The sequence below is a fragment of the Streptomyces sp. NPDC003300 genome, from assembly GCF_040610915.1.
Taxonomy (GTDB): domain Bacteria; phylum Actinomycetota; class Actinomycetes; order Streptomycetales; family Streptomycetaceae; genus Actinacidiphila.
The window spans coordinates 57,963-71,522 of the sequence record NZ_JBEXNE010000025.1 but is presented as its reverse complement, the minus strand read 5'-3'; the positions used below and the strand labels follow the sequence as shown (position 1 = coordinate 71,522).

General features: G+C 72.0%; 12 protein-coding genes and 1 riboswitch. Of the genes, 5 read left to right on the top strand and 7 right to left on the bottom strand.

Features of this window, described 5'->3' with window-relative positions:
* Window positions 1-153: 153 nt before the first annotated feature.
* From ABZX65_RS29405 to ABZX65_RS29385, 5 genes are all read left to right on the top strand, one after another.
* Window positions 154-630, top strand: a complete 477-nt coding sequence (locus ABZX65_RS29405) for an Lrp/AsnC family transcriptional regulator (RefSeq protein WP_355346522.1) — start codon at window positions 154-156, stop codon at window positions 628-630.
* A 2-nt stretch (window positions 631-632) separates the two neighbouring features.
* Complete coding sequence (locus tag ABZX65_RS29400; RefSeq protein WP_355346519.1) at window positions 633-2,024, top strand: aspartate aminotransferase family protein; 1,392 nt, start codon at window positions 633-635, stop codon at window positions 2,022-2,024.
* 216 nt (window positions 2,025-2,240) lie between these two features.
* Window positions 2,241-2,981, top strand: coding sequence for an ATP-binding cassette domain-containing protein (locus ABZX65_RS29395; RefSeq protein WP_355346516.1), 741 nt, complete (start codon window positions 2,241-2,243; stop codon window positions 2,979-2,981).
* A gap of 109 nt (window positions 2,982-3,090) precedes the next feature.
* Complete coding sequence (locus ABZX65_RS29390) at window positions 3,091-4,248, top strand: hypothetical protein (protein WP_355346513.1); 1,158 nt, start codon at window positions 3,091-3,093, stop codon at window positions 4,246-4,248.
* A gap of 26 nt (window positions 4,249-4,274) precedes the next feature.
* Window positions 4,275-5,417 (top strand): Rossmann fold nucleotide-binding protein, encoded by a 1,143-nt coding sequence (locus ABZX65_RS29385; protein ID WP_355346510.1) that lies wholly within the window; start codon window positions 4,275-4,277, stop codon window positions 5,415-5,417.
* Between the two features lie 122 nt (window positions 5,418-5,539).
* Here the strand turns inward: ABZX65_RS29385 and ABZX65_RS29380 are convergent, their stop codons facing one another.
* From ABZX65_RS29380 to pyrH, 7 genes are all read right to left on the bottom strand, one after another.
* On the bottom strand, window positions 5,540-6,580 hold the full coding sequence (locus ABZX65_RS29380; RefSeq protein ID WP_355346507.1) for an ABC transporter ATP-binding protein: 1,041 nt from the start codon (window positions 6,578-6,580) through the stop codon (window positions 5,540-5,542).
* Window positions 6,580-8,217: an iron ABC transporter permease gene (locus ABZX65_RS29375; RefSeq protein ID WP_355346599.1), complete on the bottom strand. Its 1,638-nt coding sequence runs from the start codon at window positions 8,215-8,217 to the stop codon at window positions 6,580-6,582. The genes ABZX65_RS29380 and ABZX65_RS29375 overlap by 1 nt, the downstream gene beginning before the upstream one ends.
* 176 nt (window positions 8,218-8,393) lie before the next feature.
* Window positions 8,394-9,491, bottom strand: a complete 1,098-nt coding sequence (locus ABZX65_RS29370; RefSeq protein ID WP_355346504.1) for a thiamine ABC transporter substrate-binding protein — start codon at window positions 9,489-9,491, stop codon at window positions 8,394-8,396.
* Window positions 9,485-9,596: riboswitch (TPP riboswitch) on the bottom strand. It overlaps the preceding gene by 7 nt.
* A gap of 91 nt (window positions 9,597-9,687) precedes the next feature.
* Complete coding sequence (rlmN, locus tag ABZX65_RS29365) at window positions 9,688-10,794, bottom strand: 23S rRNA (adenine(2503)-C(2))-methyltransferase RlmN (RefSeq protein ID WP_355346501.1); 1,107 nt, start codon at window positions 10,792-10,794, stop codon at window positions 9,688-9,690.
* Window positions 10,795-10,879: 85 nt separating this feature from the next.
* The gene (locus ABZX65_RS29360) at window positions 10,880-11,905 is read right to left on the bottom strand and encodes a phosphatidate cytidylyltransferase (RefSeq protein WP_355346498.1); all 1,026 of its coding nucleotides are present in this window, start codon (window positions 11,903-11,905) and stop codon (window positions 10,880-10,882) included.
* Between the two features lie 177 nt (window positions 11,906-12,082).
* Window positions 12,083-12,640, bottom strand: a complete 558-nt coding sequence (gene frr, locus ABZX65_RS29355) for a ribosome recycling factor (protein ID WP_188281238.1) — start codon at window positions 12,638-12,640, stop codon at window positions 12,083-12,085.
* 145 nt (window positions 12,641-12,785) lie between these two features.
* Window positions 12,786-13,544 (bottom strand): UMP kinase, encoded by a 759-nt coding sequence (pyrH, locus tag ABZX65_RS29350; RefSeq protein WP_355346495.1) that lies wholly within the window; start codon window positions 13,542-13,544, stop codon window positions 12,786-12,788.
* Window positions 13,545-13,560 lie beyond the last annotated feature (16 nt).

The following is a 13,560-nucleotide window of genomic DNA, read 5'->3' as shown; positions in this document are numbered from 1 at the left end:
GCTGAGACGTTCCCCAGCTTAGCCGCAGGACTGCCGTATTCGACACACCCATCCCCCCTCAACAACCGATTCGGTACCACAGAGGGCCGTCGGCGACGATTTTCATCGTGAAGGGCTTGCGCGACCGTCGACCTCTCCTGCACAGTGGGGCGCGTGGCCACTCGGGACAAGAACGGCGGAGCGCCGTCGATAGACGCGGTGTCGAACGCGATCATCGAACAGCTCCAGCAGGACGGACGCCGTCCGTACGCGACGATCGGCAAGGCCGTGGGCCTGTCCGAGGCGGCGGTGCGGCAGCGCGTACAGAAGCTGCTCGACCAGGGCGTCATGCAGATCGTCGCCGTCACCGACCCGCTCACCGTGGGCTTCCGGCGGCAGGCGATGGTCGGCATCAACGTGGACGGCGACATCGACCCGGTCGCCGAGACCCTGACCGCGCTGGACGAGGTCGACTACGTCGTCATCACCGCCGGTTCCTTCGACCTGATGGTGGAGATCGTCTGCGAGGACGACGACCACCTGCTGGACCTGGTGAACAAGCGGATCCGGGCACTGCCCGGCGTCCGCTCCACCGAGACCTTCGTCTACCTCAAGCTGCGGAAGCAGACCTACACCTGGGGAACCAGATAGCCATGACCTCCACGAACCCCGCACCGTCCGCGACTGCCTCGGACTCCTCCAGGACCGCCCACGACCACCTGTGGATGCACTTCACCCGCATGTCGTCGTACGAGAACGCCCCCGTGCCGACCATCGTGCGCGGCGAGGGCACGTACATCTACGACGACCACGGCAAGCGGTACATCGACGGTCTGTCGGGGCTCTTCGTGGTCAACGCCGGTCACGGCAGGCACGAGCTGGCCGAGACCGCGTACAAGCAGGCCCAGGAGCTGGCCTTCTTCCCGATCTGGAGCTACGCGCACCCCAAGGCGATCGAACTGGCCGAGCGGCTCGCGCACTACGCGCCCGGCGACCTCAACAAGGTCTTCTTCACCACCGGCGGCGGCGAGGCCGTCGAGACGGCCTGGAAGCTCGCGAAGCAGTATCACAAGCTGACCGGCAACCACACCAAGTACAAGGTGATCTCACGGGCCGTCGCCTACCACGGCACCCCGCAGGGCGCCCTGTCGATCACCGGGCTGCCCGCCCTGAAGGCCCCCTTCGAGCCGCTGGTCCCCGGCGCGCGCAAGGTGCCCAACACCAACATCTACCGCGCCCCGATCCACGGTGACGACCCCGAGGCGTTCGGCCGCTGGGCCGCCGACCAGATCGAGCAGCAGATCCTCTTCGAGGGCCCCGACACCGTCGCCGCCGTCTTCCTGGAGCCGGTGCAGAACGCGGGCGGCTGCTTCCCGCCGCCCCCCGGATACTTCCGGCGCGTCCGCGAGATCTGCGACCAGTACGACGTGCTGCTCGTCTCCGACGAGGTCATCTGCGCCTTCGGGCGGCTCGGCACGATGTTCGCCTGCGACAAGTTCGACTTCGTGCCCGACATGATCACCTGCGCCAAGGGCATGACCTCCGGGTACTCCCCCATCGGCGCCTGCATCATCTCCGACCGGCTCGCCGAGCCCTTCTACAAGGGCAACAACACCTTCCTCCACGGGTACACCTTCGGCGGCCACCCCGTCTCGGCCGCCGTCGGCATCGCCAACCTCGACATCTTCGAGCGCGAGGGCCTCAACCAGCACGTCCTGGACAACGAGGGTGCCTTCTTCGACACCCTCAAGAAGCTCAACGACCTGCCGATAGTGGGCGACGTCCGCGGCAACGGCTTCTTCTACGGCATCGAACTCGTCAAGGACAAGGCCACCAAGGAGACCTTCACCGACGAGGAGACCGAGCGCGTCCTGTACGGCTTCCTCTCCAAGGAGCTGTACGCCGCCGGCCTCTACTGCCGCGCCGACGACCGCGGCGACCCCGTCGTCCAGCTCGCCCCGCCGCTCACCTCCGACCAGTCCCTCTTCAACGACATCGAGGCCATCCTGCGCGGCGTCCTGACCGAGGCGTGGACCAAGCTCTGACGCTTCCAGCGCGCTCCCGCGGCGTGAGACGCCATCGCCGTGCTTCTTTTGGGGGCGCGGGGAACTGGGGCACCCGCCTGCGTCAGGCAGGCGTCGGGGGCTTGTCACCCGGACGGGCGGCTCGCGGGGGACGTACGCCGTGCCTGCGGGCCGCGGGGGCTGACGGCGCCTAACCTCCCCGGAGGGGATTGGTTCGCGAACCGCGGAGGTAACGGCATGGTGGCCCCGCCGGACAATGACGTGTTGTGGGCCCGTTCGCTGCGCCACGCGCACGACGGGTCCCCCGCGCTGCTGGGTGTGTCGCTGGGCGTACGGCAGGGCGAGATCCTGGCCGTCGTGGGTCCGCGAGGCGCGGGCAAGTCGACGCTGCTGCGCTGCCTGTCGGGGCAATTGGTGCCGGACGAGGGCGAGGTGTGGTTCAACAGCGCCCCGGTCCACACCCTCCCCGAGACGGCCAGGGACGAGCTGCGCAGGGACCGCTTCGGCTGGGTCGGCAGCACCTCGCAACTGCTGCCCGAGCTGACGGCCTGGGAGAACGCGGCGCTGCCGCTGCTGCTGCGCGGCACCAAGTACCGCGCGGCCAGGGCCGCGGCGCAGGAGTGGCTTGACCGGCTCGACATCGGGGCCGCCGCCCGCAAGCGCCCGGCCGAACTCCTCCAGGCCGAGCGGCAGCGGATCGCGGTGGCCCGCGCCCTGGTCACCACCCCGGAGATCGTCTTCGCCGACGACCCGGGCGCGCCGCTGCACCGCCCCGACCGCGCCCTGGTGATGCGGACCCTCACCAGCGCGGCCCGCTCGCACGGCATCACCGTCGTGCTCAGCGCCTGCGACCACGACATCGCGCCCTTCGCGGACCGCGTGATCCCGCTGCTCGACGGCCGGGTCAACGCCGCGATGCCCGCGCAGGAGCGGGATTCCGAGCCGACCGCGACGACGACGCGGGCCGCGTCCGTATGACCTCGACTGTCCACACCGCCCGTGCCCTTACGGGTGCCCGCTTCGGCGGGGCCGGTGCCGTGGCCATGGCCCGTACGGGGCGGCGGCCCGTGTCGGAAGGGAGCCGGGCGTGCTGAGTTTTCGTGTCGTACGCGGGGCGCGGTACACCGCGCTGGTGCGGTGGGTGCTGGTCGCCGCCGCGTCGGCGGCCACCGGGCTGCTGCTGCTGGCCGCGCTGGGATACGCCCTCGGGCACCCGCACCGGCCGGCCGACGCCGCCGCGCGGCTGGCGTGGTGCGCGCTGCCGGTCGTGGTGACCGTGCAGTTCGCGGTGGCCGCGGGGCGGGCGGTGCCCGCGCGGTGGCCGCGTCCCGGACTGGCCGCGGTGGGCCTCGGCCGGGTCGGCGTGGCCCTGCTCGCCGCGTCGGCGACCGCCCTGACCTGCGCGGTCGGCAGCGCGGTGGCCCTGCTGGCGTTTCTGCACCTGCGCGGCGACCTGACGGGCGCGCTGCCCTTCCACGGCGCCGCCTCCGACCTCCTCGGCGGCGGCGAACAGGTGCCGCTCGCGGGCGCGTTGACGCTGCTCGCGCTGGTCCCGGTGAGCGCCGCCGTCATCGGCGCGGCCCAGTTGTGGCCACCGCGCACCGTCTCCACCGCGCCCGCCCCCGCGACCCGCAAGGTCTCCGCGGCCGATCCGCCCGGCGGCCTGCCCTGGGGCGTCGCCCTGATCGCCGTCGGGCTCGCCGCCGAGGTGGCCGCGCCGCACGGCCACGAGGTGCCGCTGCCCGGCGGTCTCGGCTCCATCGCGCCGCTCGCGCTCGGCGGCTGGGTCGTCGCCACCGCGGGCATGGTCCTCGCGGGTCCCGGCCTCGTGCACGCCTGCGGACGGCTGCTCGCCGCCTTCCGCCCCGGCGCGCTCCGGCTGCTGGCCGGACGGGCCCTCCAGGAGGAGGCCGGTGCGATCGGCCGCCCGCTCGGCGCCCTGTGCGCCACCGCCGCCGCGGCCCTGGCCGCGTACGACCTGCACCGCGGCGGCGCTCGCCCCTTCGGCCCCCTCACCGCCCTGGCCGGTGTCCTGATCGTGGTGTGCGTGCTGGCCACCGCGGGCACCGCGCTGCTGGAGGCCCGGCGCGGCCGGGAGCCCGCGATGGCCGCCCTGCGCCAGATCGGCGCCTCCCCCGCGCTCCTGCGCGGCGCGGTCGCGCTGCGGGCGGGCGTCCTGCTGGCCGCCGCCGTCCCCCTCACGGCCCTGGTCGCCGTACTCACCACCGTCCCGCCGGGCCGGTGAGCCGCACCGAGGACTATCGTTCAGACGTGCCCGCCGACATCCCGCCCGCAGCGCCCGACACTCCCCGAACTCCCGGACGGGACAGGGAAGTTGAGTCGCTGGCCGAATTCGACCAGGTCGCCCTGAGCGGTTCCTTCGCCGGATACCGCGTACAGGCCGTCGACCTGACCGACCGTACGTTCGCGCTCCTCGTCACCGACACCTCGCAGGCCGTCTTCCTCGGCTGCCCGATGGAGCCGCAGGCCCTCGCCCATGTGCGCGCGGGCGGCGCGCTGGTCTTCCCGCCCGTCCCCGACCTGCCCTTCGACCCGTACCGGGGCGCGCTCTACAGCCCCGACGAGCTGTACGCGGGCCTCGACGAGGACGGTTACGAGCGGACGCCGGACGCCCGTACGCACGCCTGGGCGCGCTCCGCCGCGGCGGAGGGCGACATACTCGCCTCGATGCTGCGCTCGATCCACGACGACGCCGTGTCCGACGCCCTCGACGAGCGCCTGCGCGGCCTCAGCGTGGTCGGCGTCATGGGCGGCCACGCCATGGAGCGCGGCTCCGACGCCTACGCGGGCGCCGCACGGCTCGGCCGCGACCTCGCCAGGGCCGGGCACACCGTCGCCACCGGCGGCGGCCCCGGCGCGATGGAGGCCGCCAACTTCGGCGCCTACGCCGCGCCCTACGACGACCTGATGCTCCGCAAGGCCCTCGCCGTCCTGGCCGGCGTCCCGTCCTTCGCGCCCTCCGTCGGCGACTGGGCCCGTACCGCCTTCGAGGTACGCGACCGCTGGCCGGACGGCGGACCCTCCTACGGGCTGCCCACCTGGTTCTACGGCCACGAGCCGCCGAACGCCTTCGCCTCCGGCATCGCCAAGTTCTTCGCCAACGCGACCCGCGAGGACGGGTTGCTCTCGCGCTGCACCGGCGGGGTCGTCTTCCTCCCCGGCGCCGCCGGGACCGTCCAGGAGATCTTCGACGCCGCCACCCCCGACTACTACTCCTCCCGAGGGGTTCCCGTTCCCCTTGTCCTCGTCGACCGCGTCCACTGGACCACCACTCTCCCCGCCTGGCCCCTCCTGACCGCCCTCGCCTCCGGCCGCCCCATGTCCCCCCTCCTCGCCCTCGTCGACTCCGTCGCGGAAGTCCCCGCCGCCCTGTCCAAGCTGGCCGCCCCCTAGAACGGCTCTCTGACCGAGACGGTCAGCGGTCTTCTTCCCCAACGGGGCGGATCGGTTGTCGTCGGACCACCGGCCGGTGGCGGGTTGCTCGCGCGGTTCCCCGCGCCCCTGAAGGACCGGTCCTAGGGGCGGTGGGGGGCGTCCGCGAGGAGGACGACCTCTTCGGGGGCGAAGGTCACGGCGACCTCGGCGCCGACCTCGGGTGCCGCCCGCCAAGGGCACCCGGCTTCGAGGCGCGGCCCCGCCTCCGGCGCCAGGACGAGCGTGATGTGATCGCCACGAAACGTGCGGGCGACGACAGTGCAGCGAAGCCCGGACTCGAGTCCGGTGAGGCGCACCCCGGCGGGCCGGATGAGCAGGTGGCAGGGCCCCTGCGGGGTGCCGGAGGGCACCGGCACCTTCCCCCAGGGCGTATCGGCGACGCCACCCCCGACGCTGGCGTCCACGATGTTGTCGAAGCCGAGGAAGCGTGCCACGAAGGGCGACACCGGCCGCTGCCAGACCTCCAGCGGCGTACCGGACTGCGCGATGCGCCCGTCGCGCATCACCACGACCCGGTCCGCGAGGGCGAACGCCTCGCTCTGGTCGTGCGTGACGGCCAGGACCGTCGTCCCCAGGCGACGGAAGAGTTCGCGCAGCTCCACGACGAGCCGTTCGCGCAGCGCCCGGTCGAGCTGTCCCAGCGGCTCGTCGAGCATGAGCAGCCGCGGCTCGGGGGCGAGGGCGCGGGCCAGGGCGACCCGCTGCTGCTCCCCGCCGGAGAGCGTGGCGACGCCGCGCCCGCCCGCGCCGGGCAGCCCGACGAGGTCGAGCAGTTCGCGCACCCGCTCCTCGCGCCGCTCGCGCGGCACCTTGTGCATGCGCGGCCCGAAGGCGACATTGCCGCCGACGTCGCGCTGCGGAAAGAGCTGGTGGTCCTGGAACATCAGGCCGACGCCGCGCCGGTGCGCGGGAACGCCCGCCTGGTCGGCGCCGTCGAGCAGCACCCGTCCGCCGTCCAGCGGCTGGAGTCCGGCGACGGCCCGCAGCAGCGTGGACTTGCCGCTGCCGCTGGGCCCGAGCACGCACACCGTCTCGTGCGCGGCCACCTCCAGCGTGACGGCGTCCAGCGCGGCCCGCGCGCCGAACCGTACGGTCGCGTCCTCGACTCGCAGCAGCGTCATCAGAACTCCCCGGGTGAGGGGTCGGCGCCCCGGCCGCGCGGGCGCAGATTCTCCAGCACCAGCAGCGACGCGGCGCAGACCAGCATGAGGATGGTGCTCAGTGCCATGGCCTGGCCGTACGTGGACGGGCCCGCGCGGCCGAGCAGCCGGGCGACGGCGACCGGGAGCGTGGGGCTGTCGGGGCGGGCGATGAAGACGGTGGCGCCGAACTCGCCGAGCGACACGGCGAAGGCGAAGCCCGCGGCGACGGCCAGCGCCCTTCCGACGAGCGGGAGTTCGACCTCGCGCCAGACCCGTAGCGGTGACGCGCCGAGCACCGCGGCGGCCTCCCGCAACCGGTCGTCCACGGCGCGCAGCACCGGCAGCATGACGCGTACGACGAACGGCACACCGACCAGCGCCTGGGCGAGCGGCACCAGGATCCAGGAGGACCGCAGGTCGAGCGGCGGCTTGTCGAGGGTGATCAGGAAGCCGAAGCCGACGGTGACGGCGGAGGTGCCGAGCGGCAGCATCAGCAGCGCGTCGAAGCCGCGGACCAGCCGTCCCGCCCTGCGGACCAGGGCCGCGGCGGCGAGCCCGCCGACCGTCAAGGCGATGACGGTGGCGACGGCGGCGTACCGCAGCGAATTCCAGACCGTCTCCAGCGGGGCGACGGTGAAGGTGCCGCCGCTCCGACCCGAGCCGACGGAGCCGAGCGAGCGGTAGAAGGCGAAGCCGTAGCCGTCCGGGCCGTCCAGCGAGCGGGCGACGAGCACGCCCAGCGGCAGCAGGATCAGCAGCGCGATGACGGCGAGCACTCCGGCGAGCAGCGTCCGCTCCCCCCTGCCGCGCGGCCGGTGCGCGGTGGTGGCCGCGTCGACCAGCCGCAGCGTGGACTCCCGGCGGCGTACGGTCCAGGCGTGCACGGCGAGGATCGCGGCGACGGCGGCGAATTGCAGCAGGGTCAGCACGGCGGCGGTCGGCAGGTCGAGGAGTTCCGCGGTCTGCCGGTAGATCTCCACTTCGAGGGTGGAGTACAGCGGGCCGCCGAGGATCTGGATCACGCCGAAGGAGGTGAAGGTGAACAGGAACACCATCAGCCCGGCGGCGGCCACCGAGGGGCCGAGCGCGGGCAGCGTGACCCGCCGCCAGGCGGCGAGCCGGCTCGCGCCGAGCATCCGCGCGGCCTCTTCCTGGCGCGGGTCGAGCTGCGCCCACAGACCGCCGACGGTGCGGACGACCACCGCGTAGTTGAAGAAGACGTGCGCGATGAGGATCGCCCACACGGTGGTGTCCAGGCGGACGCCCCACAGCGAGTCGGTGAAGCCGCCGCGGCCGAGCAGCGCGAGGAAGGCCGAACCGGCGACCACGGTCGGCAGCACGAAGGGCACGGTGACGACGGCCCGCAGCAGCCGCTTGCCGGGGAAGTCGAGCCGCGCGAAGACGTACGCGCCGGGCAGGGCGACGGCCAGGGTCAGCGCGGTGGACGCGGCGGCCTGCCAGCAGGTGAACCACAGCACGTGCCGGATGGAGCCGTCGCCGAGGACGTCGCCGATCCGGCCGAGCTGCCACCGGCCGCCCTGGTGCAGGCCGCGGCCGACGATGGAGATCACGGGGTAGGCGAAGAACACCCCGAAGAAGGCGGCGGGCACGGCCATCAGGGCGAGCCGGATCGCGGTGCCGCGACCGGGTACGAGCGACCGGATCCTGCCGCGTACCGCCGATGCCGTGCCGGTCGTGTCCGTCGTATCGGTCGCGTCCGCCGTGCCGGTCGTGTCCGCCGTATCGGCGTGGCCCGACGTATCGGCCGCGTCCGTCTTTTCGGCGCCGGGCGTCACTTGAGGACGATCGACGACCATGCCTTGACCCACTCGTCGCGCTTGGCGGCGATCTTGTCGGGCGCCAGCGTCTTCGGGTCGGTGATCTTCGCGCCGTATTTGGTGAACACCTCGGGCTCGGTGGCGTCCTTGCGCACCGGGTCGACGTACATCTGGAGGGGCATGTCCTCCTGGAACGCCCTGCTCAGCAGGAAGTCGATCAGCGCCTGGCCGCCCGCGGTGTTCTTCGCGCCGTGCAGCAGCCCGGCGAATTCGATCTGGCGGAAGCAGGTGCCGGTGGAGACCCCGGTCGGGGACTGGGCGGGCGCGGGGGTGACGCCCACGACCTCGGCGGGCGGGCTGGACGCGTACGACACGACCAGCGGCTTGTCGCCCTTGGCCTTCTTGCCTGCCGAGGAGCCGGAGAAGCGGTCGTTGTACGCCTGCTCCCAACCGTCCACGACCTCGACGCCGTTGGCCTTGAGCTTCTTCCAGTACGACTGCCAGTCGGAGTCCCCGTAGGCGGCGGCGCTGCCGAGAAGGAAGGCCAGACCGGGCGAGGACGTCGCGGCGTTCTCGGTGACCAGCAGGTTCTTGTACTCCGGCTTGACCAGGTCCGCGAAGGTGGCGGGCGGGGCCAGCTTGTGCGCGGTGAAATACGCCCGGTCGTAGTTGACGCAGACGTCACCGGAGTCGATGGGCGTCACCCGGTGCTTGGCCGCGTCGAGTTGGAGGTCGGCGGGCACCTGGTCGAGGCCCTTGGCCGCGTACGGGGTGAACAGGCCGTTGTCGAGCGCGCGGGACAGCAGCGTGTTGTCGACGCCGAAGAAGACGTCGCCCTGCGGGTGGTCCTTGGTGAGGATCGCCTGGTTGACGGCCGCGCCCGCGTCTCCGCCGCGCAGTACCTTGACCGTGTAGCCGGTCTCCTTGGTGAAGTCCTTGAGCACGGCGTCGGACGCCGCGAAGGAGTCGTGGCTGACCAGCGTCACGGTCTTGGACGTGCTGCCGCCGCTGGTCTTGGTGCCGCCCGAGTCGCTGCCGCACGCGGCGAGCGCGGTGGCGCCGACCGTGGCCAGGACGAGCGCGCCGATGGCACGCCGACGGATGGTGTTCATCTGTGCAGACTCCCTACGCCGGTATGACCCGGATCAGGTCCGAGGGTCTGCGGTCTCGTGGGCCGCACTCTCAGCGCCGTCTCAGGCGCTCCCCTGTCGGAATGTTCACTTGTACGTACTTGTGTGATTGCACGAGCACGATAGCAGCAGGTGCGAAAGGGCTGGTCAGCGCCGGGCCCCTATCGCGCCCGGCGCCTCAGCGCTCCGAGGCCGCGAGCTGGCCGCACGCGCCGTCGATCTCCTGGCCGCGGGTGTCCCGTACGGTCACGGGCACGCCGTGGGACTCGAGCGCGGCGACGAACGCCCGCTCGTCCTCCGGCCGGGAGGCCGTCCACTTGGAGCCGGGCGTGGGGTTGAGCGGGATCAGATTGACGTGCACCCGGTGGTTCTTCAGCATCCGGCCGAGCCGGTCCGCGCGCCACGCCTGGTCGTTGATGTCCCGGATCAGCGCGTACTCGATGGAGATCCGGCGGCCGGAGACCTCGGCGTAGTGCCAGGCCGCGTCCAGCACCTCGCGGACCTTCCAGCGGGTGTTGACCGGCACCAGGGTGTCGCGCAGCTCGTCGTCGGGCGCGTGCAGCGAGACCGCGAGGCGGCACTTCAGCCCCTCGTCGGCGAACCGGTAGATCGCCGGGACCAGGCCGACCGTGGAGACGGTGATGCCGCGCTGCGACAGGCCGAGGCCGTCCGGCTCGGGGTCGGTGAGGCGGCGGATCGCGCCGATCACGCGCTTGTAGTTGGCCAGCGGCTCGCCCATCCCCATGAAGACGATGTTCGACAGCCGCGCGGGCCCCCCGGGCACCTCGCCGTCGCGCAGGCTCTTCATGCCCGCGACGATCTGGTGCACGATCTCGGCGGTGGACAGATTCCGGTCGAGACCGGCCTGCCCGGTCGCGCAGAACGGGCAGTTCATGCCGCAGCCCGCCTGCGAGGAGATGCACATCGTGACCCGGTCCGGGTACCGCATCAGCACCGACTCGACGAGCGTCCCGTCGAACAGCTTCCACAGCGTCTTACGGGTGTCCCCGTCGTCGCACGACGCGTGCCGCACCACCGTCATCAGCTCCGGCAGCAGGTCCTCCGCCAGCTTCCCCCGCGCCGCGGCCGGAATGTCCGTCCACGCCGCCGGATCGTCGGCGTACCGCGCGAAGTAGTGCTGCGACAGTTGCTTCGCCCGGAACGGCTTCTCCCCGAGCGCGGCCACCGCCTCCCGCCGCTCGACGGGAGTGAGGTCGGCAAGGTGCCGCGGCGGCTTCTTGGCCCCACGCGGCGCGGCAAAAGTGAGTTCTCCGGGTACAGGCATGATCTGACAAGTGTCGCAGATCGAAATGGGTCGGCCGGTCGCCCGCTGGTCCGGGGGCTGTCGCTCGGGCGGCGGGCCGTCGGGGTCAGCCGGTGCCGACGAAGACGGCCAGGAGGAGCCAGACCACGGGGGCGGTGGGGAGCAGGGAGTCGAGGCGGTCCATGATGCCGCCGTGGCCCGGCAGGAGGGTGCCCATGTCCTTGATGCCGAGGTCGCGCTTGATCATGGATTCGCCGAGGTCGCCGAGGGTGGCGCTGACGGCGGCGGCGAGGCCGAGGAGGAGGCCCTGCCACCAGCGGCCGTCGTCGATGACGTACTGCATGAGCAGGGCGCCCGCGACCATGGCGAAGGAGATCGCGCCGAGCAGGCCCTCGCGGGTCTTGCCGGGGCTGATGCGGGGCGCGAGCTTGTGCTTGCCGAAGCGCCAGCCGACGGCGTAGGCGCCGGTGTCGCTGATCACGGTGAGCAGCAGGAAGACCAGGACGCGCCGCGGGCCGTCGTCGGCGGCGAGCATCATGACCACGAAGGTGGCCAGGAAGGGCACGTAGAAGGCGGCGAAGACGCCGGCGGTGACATCGCGCAGGTAGTTCTCGGGCGGCTCCGTCATGCGCCACACGAGGATGGCGAGCGCGGTGAGGGCCATCGCCACCCAGGCGCCGTCCGCGCCGCGCAGATACCCGGCGATGATCATCGCCGTACCGCCGGCCGCGATCGGGATCAGCGGGGCGCGGATGCCCTTGCGCTCCGCCAGCCGCGAGGTCAGCTCCCAGACGCCGACGGCGGCGGCGACGACCACGACGCCGACGAACACCGCCTTCACGATGAAGAGCGAGGCGACGATGACCGCGCCGAGGCCGAGGCCGACCCCTATCGCCGCGCGCAGATTCCGCCCTGCGGACTTCTTCGCGGGGGGCTGCGGCGGCGGTGTCGGCTCCGGGGCGGTTGGCATAGGAGGAGTCTTCCTGCCGCGCCCGGAATCGGGTGCGGAACCCGCCGGATAGATGATCGTGTCATCCGCAATCGAGCCGTCGGCCGCGCCGTTGGTGACCGTGTCCTCGGGCGCTCCCCAGTGACCGGCGCGTGGCGAAGCGCCCCAGGAAGAGTCGTTCACTGAGCTTCGCCTCGCGTCGTCGTGTGTCGGCCGGGAAGGGCTGAGGGCGGGATCGTGCATACGGTCGTACTGCCGGTGTCCGGACGGGCGTCAGGAACGGTGCCCGGACAGGCGTGTCCGGACGGACTGAGATGTCCGGGGCGGTGTTTCCGGGGCGGGCCCGGGGGCCCGGCCCGGTCAGACCTCCAGCAGCTCGGCTTCCTTGTGCTTGAGCAGCTCGTCGACCTGGGCGACGTACTTCGACGTCGTGTCGTCCAGCTCCTTCTCCGCGCGGCGCACCTCGTCCTCGCCCGACTCGCCGTCCTTGACGAGCTTGTCGAGGGTCTCCTTGGCCTTGCGGCGGACGCTGCGGATCGAGATCTTGGCGTCCTCGCCCTTGGTCTTGGCGACCTTGATGTACTCCCGGCGCCGCTCCTCGGTGAGCTGGGGGAACGCCACCCGGATGATCCGGCCGTCGTTGCTCGGGTTGACGCCGAGGTCGGAGTTGCGGATCGCCTCCTCGATGTTGCGCAGACTGCTGCTGTCGAAGGGGGTGATCACCGCCATCCGCGGCTCGGGCACCGCGAACGAGGCGAGCTGGTTGATCGGGGTGGGCGCGCCGTAGTACTCGGCCACGATCTTGTTGAACATCGCGGGGTGCGCCCGGCCGGTACGGATCGCCGCGAAGTCCTCCTTGGCGACGACGACGGCCTTCTCCATCTTCTCCTCGGCCTCGAGGAGGGTCTCTTCAATCACCATGTGCTCCTGGTATTCAGAAGGCGGAGCCTGACGGTCGGGCCCCTGCGCGCGTCTTTCCTGCACGGTGTCCGACCGGCAGCCTGTTGTCCATCCCCGGACCGGGCGAACCGGGACGTGTCACCACCCGGCGCTCGGGCGGTCATTAAGCCCTGGAGCCCCGGTCGTTGACCAGCGTGCCGATCTTCTCACCCTTCACGGCCCGCGCGATGTTCCCTTCGGCGAGCAGCTCGAAGACGAGGATCGGCAGCTTGTTGTCCTGGCAGAGGGTGATCGCGGTGAGGTCGGCGACCCGCAGGTCGCGGGTGATGACCTCGCCGTACTCCAGGGCGTCGAACTTCACCGCGTCCGGGTTCAGCTTGGGGTCGGAGTCGTAGACCCCGTCGACCCCGTTCTTGCCCATCAGCATGGCCGCCGCGTCGATCTCCAGGGCCCGCTGGGCGGCGGTGGTGTCGGTGGAGAAGTACGGCATGCCCATACCGGCGCCGAAGATGACGACGCGGCCCTTCTCCAGATGCCGTACGGCCCGCAGCGGGATGTACGGCTCGGCGACCTGGCCCATGGTGATCGCGGTCTGCACGCGGGTCTCGACGCCCTCCTTCTCCAGGAAGTCCTGGAGGGCCAGGCAGTTCATGACCGTGCCGAGCATGCCCATGTAGTCCGAGCGGGCCCGGTCCATGCCGCGCTGCTGGAGTTCTGCGCCGCGGAAGAAGTTGCCGCCGCCGACGACGAGGGCGATCTCGTAGCCGTCCGCGACGACCGCGGCGATCTCGCGGGCGATGGCGTGCACGACGTCGGGATCGACTCCGAGACCGCCTCCCCCGGCGAACGCCTCGCCGGACAGCTTCAGCAGATAGCGGCGGTGGGCGGTGGTGTGGTGGGCCGTATCGGCGCCTTTGTCCATGGAGATCTCCTCGTGC

Bases quoted from the DNA above. Each gene is read 5' to 3' on its own strand.
- ABZX65_RS29400 (WP_355346519.1), top strand. From the start codon at position 633: ATGACCTCCACGAACCCCGCACCGTCCGCGACTGCCTCGGACTCCTCC.
- ABZX65_RS29395 (WP_355346516.1), top strand. From the start codon at position 2,241: ATGGTGGCCCCGCCGGACAATGACGTGTTGTGGGCCCGTTCGCTGCGC.
- ABZX65_RS29380 (WP_355346507.1), bottom strand. From the start codon at position 6,580: ATGACGCTGCTGCGAGTCGAGGACGCGACCGTACGGTTCGGCGCGCGG.
- ABZX65_RS29375 (WP_355346599.1), bottom strand. From the start codon at position 8,217: ATGGCCGTGCCCGCCGCCTTCTTCGGGGTGTTCTTCGCCTACCCCGTG.
- ABZX65_RS29370 (WP_355346504.1), bottom strand. From the start codon at position 9,491: ATGAACACCATCCGTCGGCGTGCCATCGGCGCGCTCGTCCTGGCCACG.
- rlmN (WP_355346501.1), bottom strand. From the start codon at position 10,794: ATGCCTGTACCCGGAGAACTCACTTTTGCCGCGCCGCGTGGGGCCAAG.
- pyrH (WP_355346495.1), bottom strand. From the start codon at position 13,544: ATGGACAAAGGCGCCGATACGGCCCACCACACCACCGCCCACCGCCGC.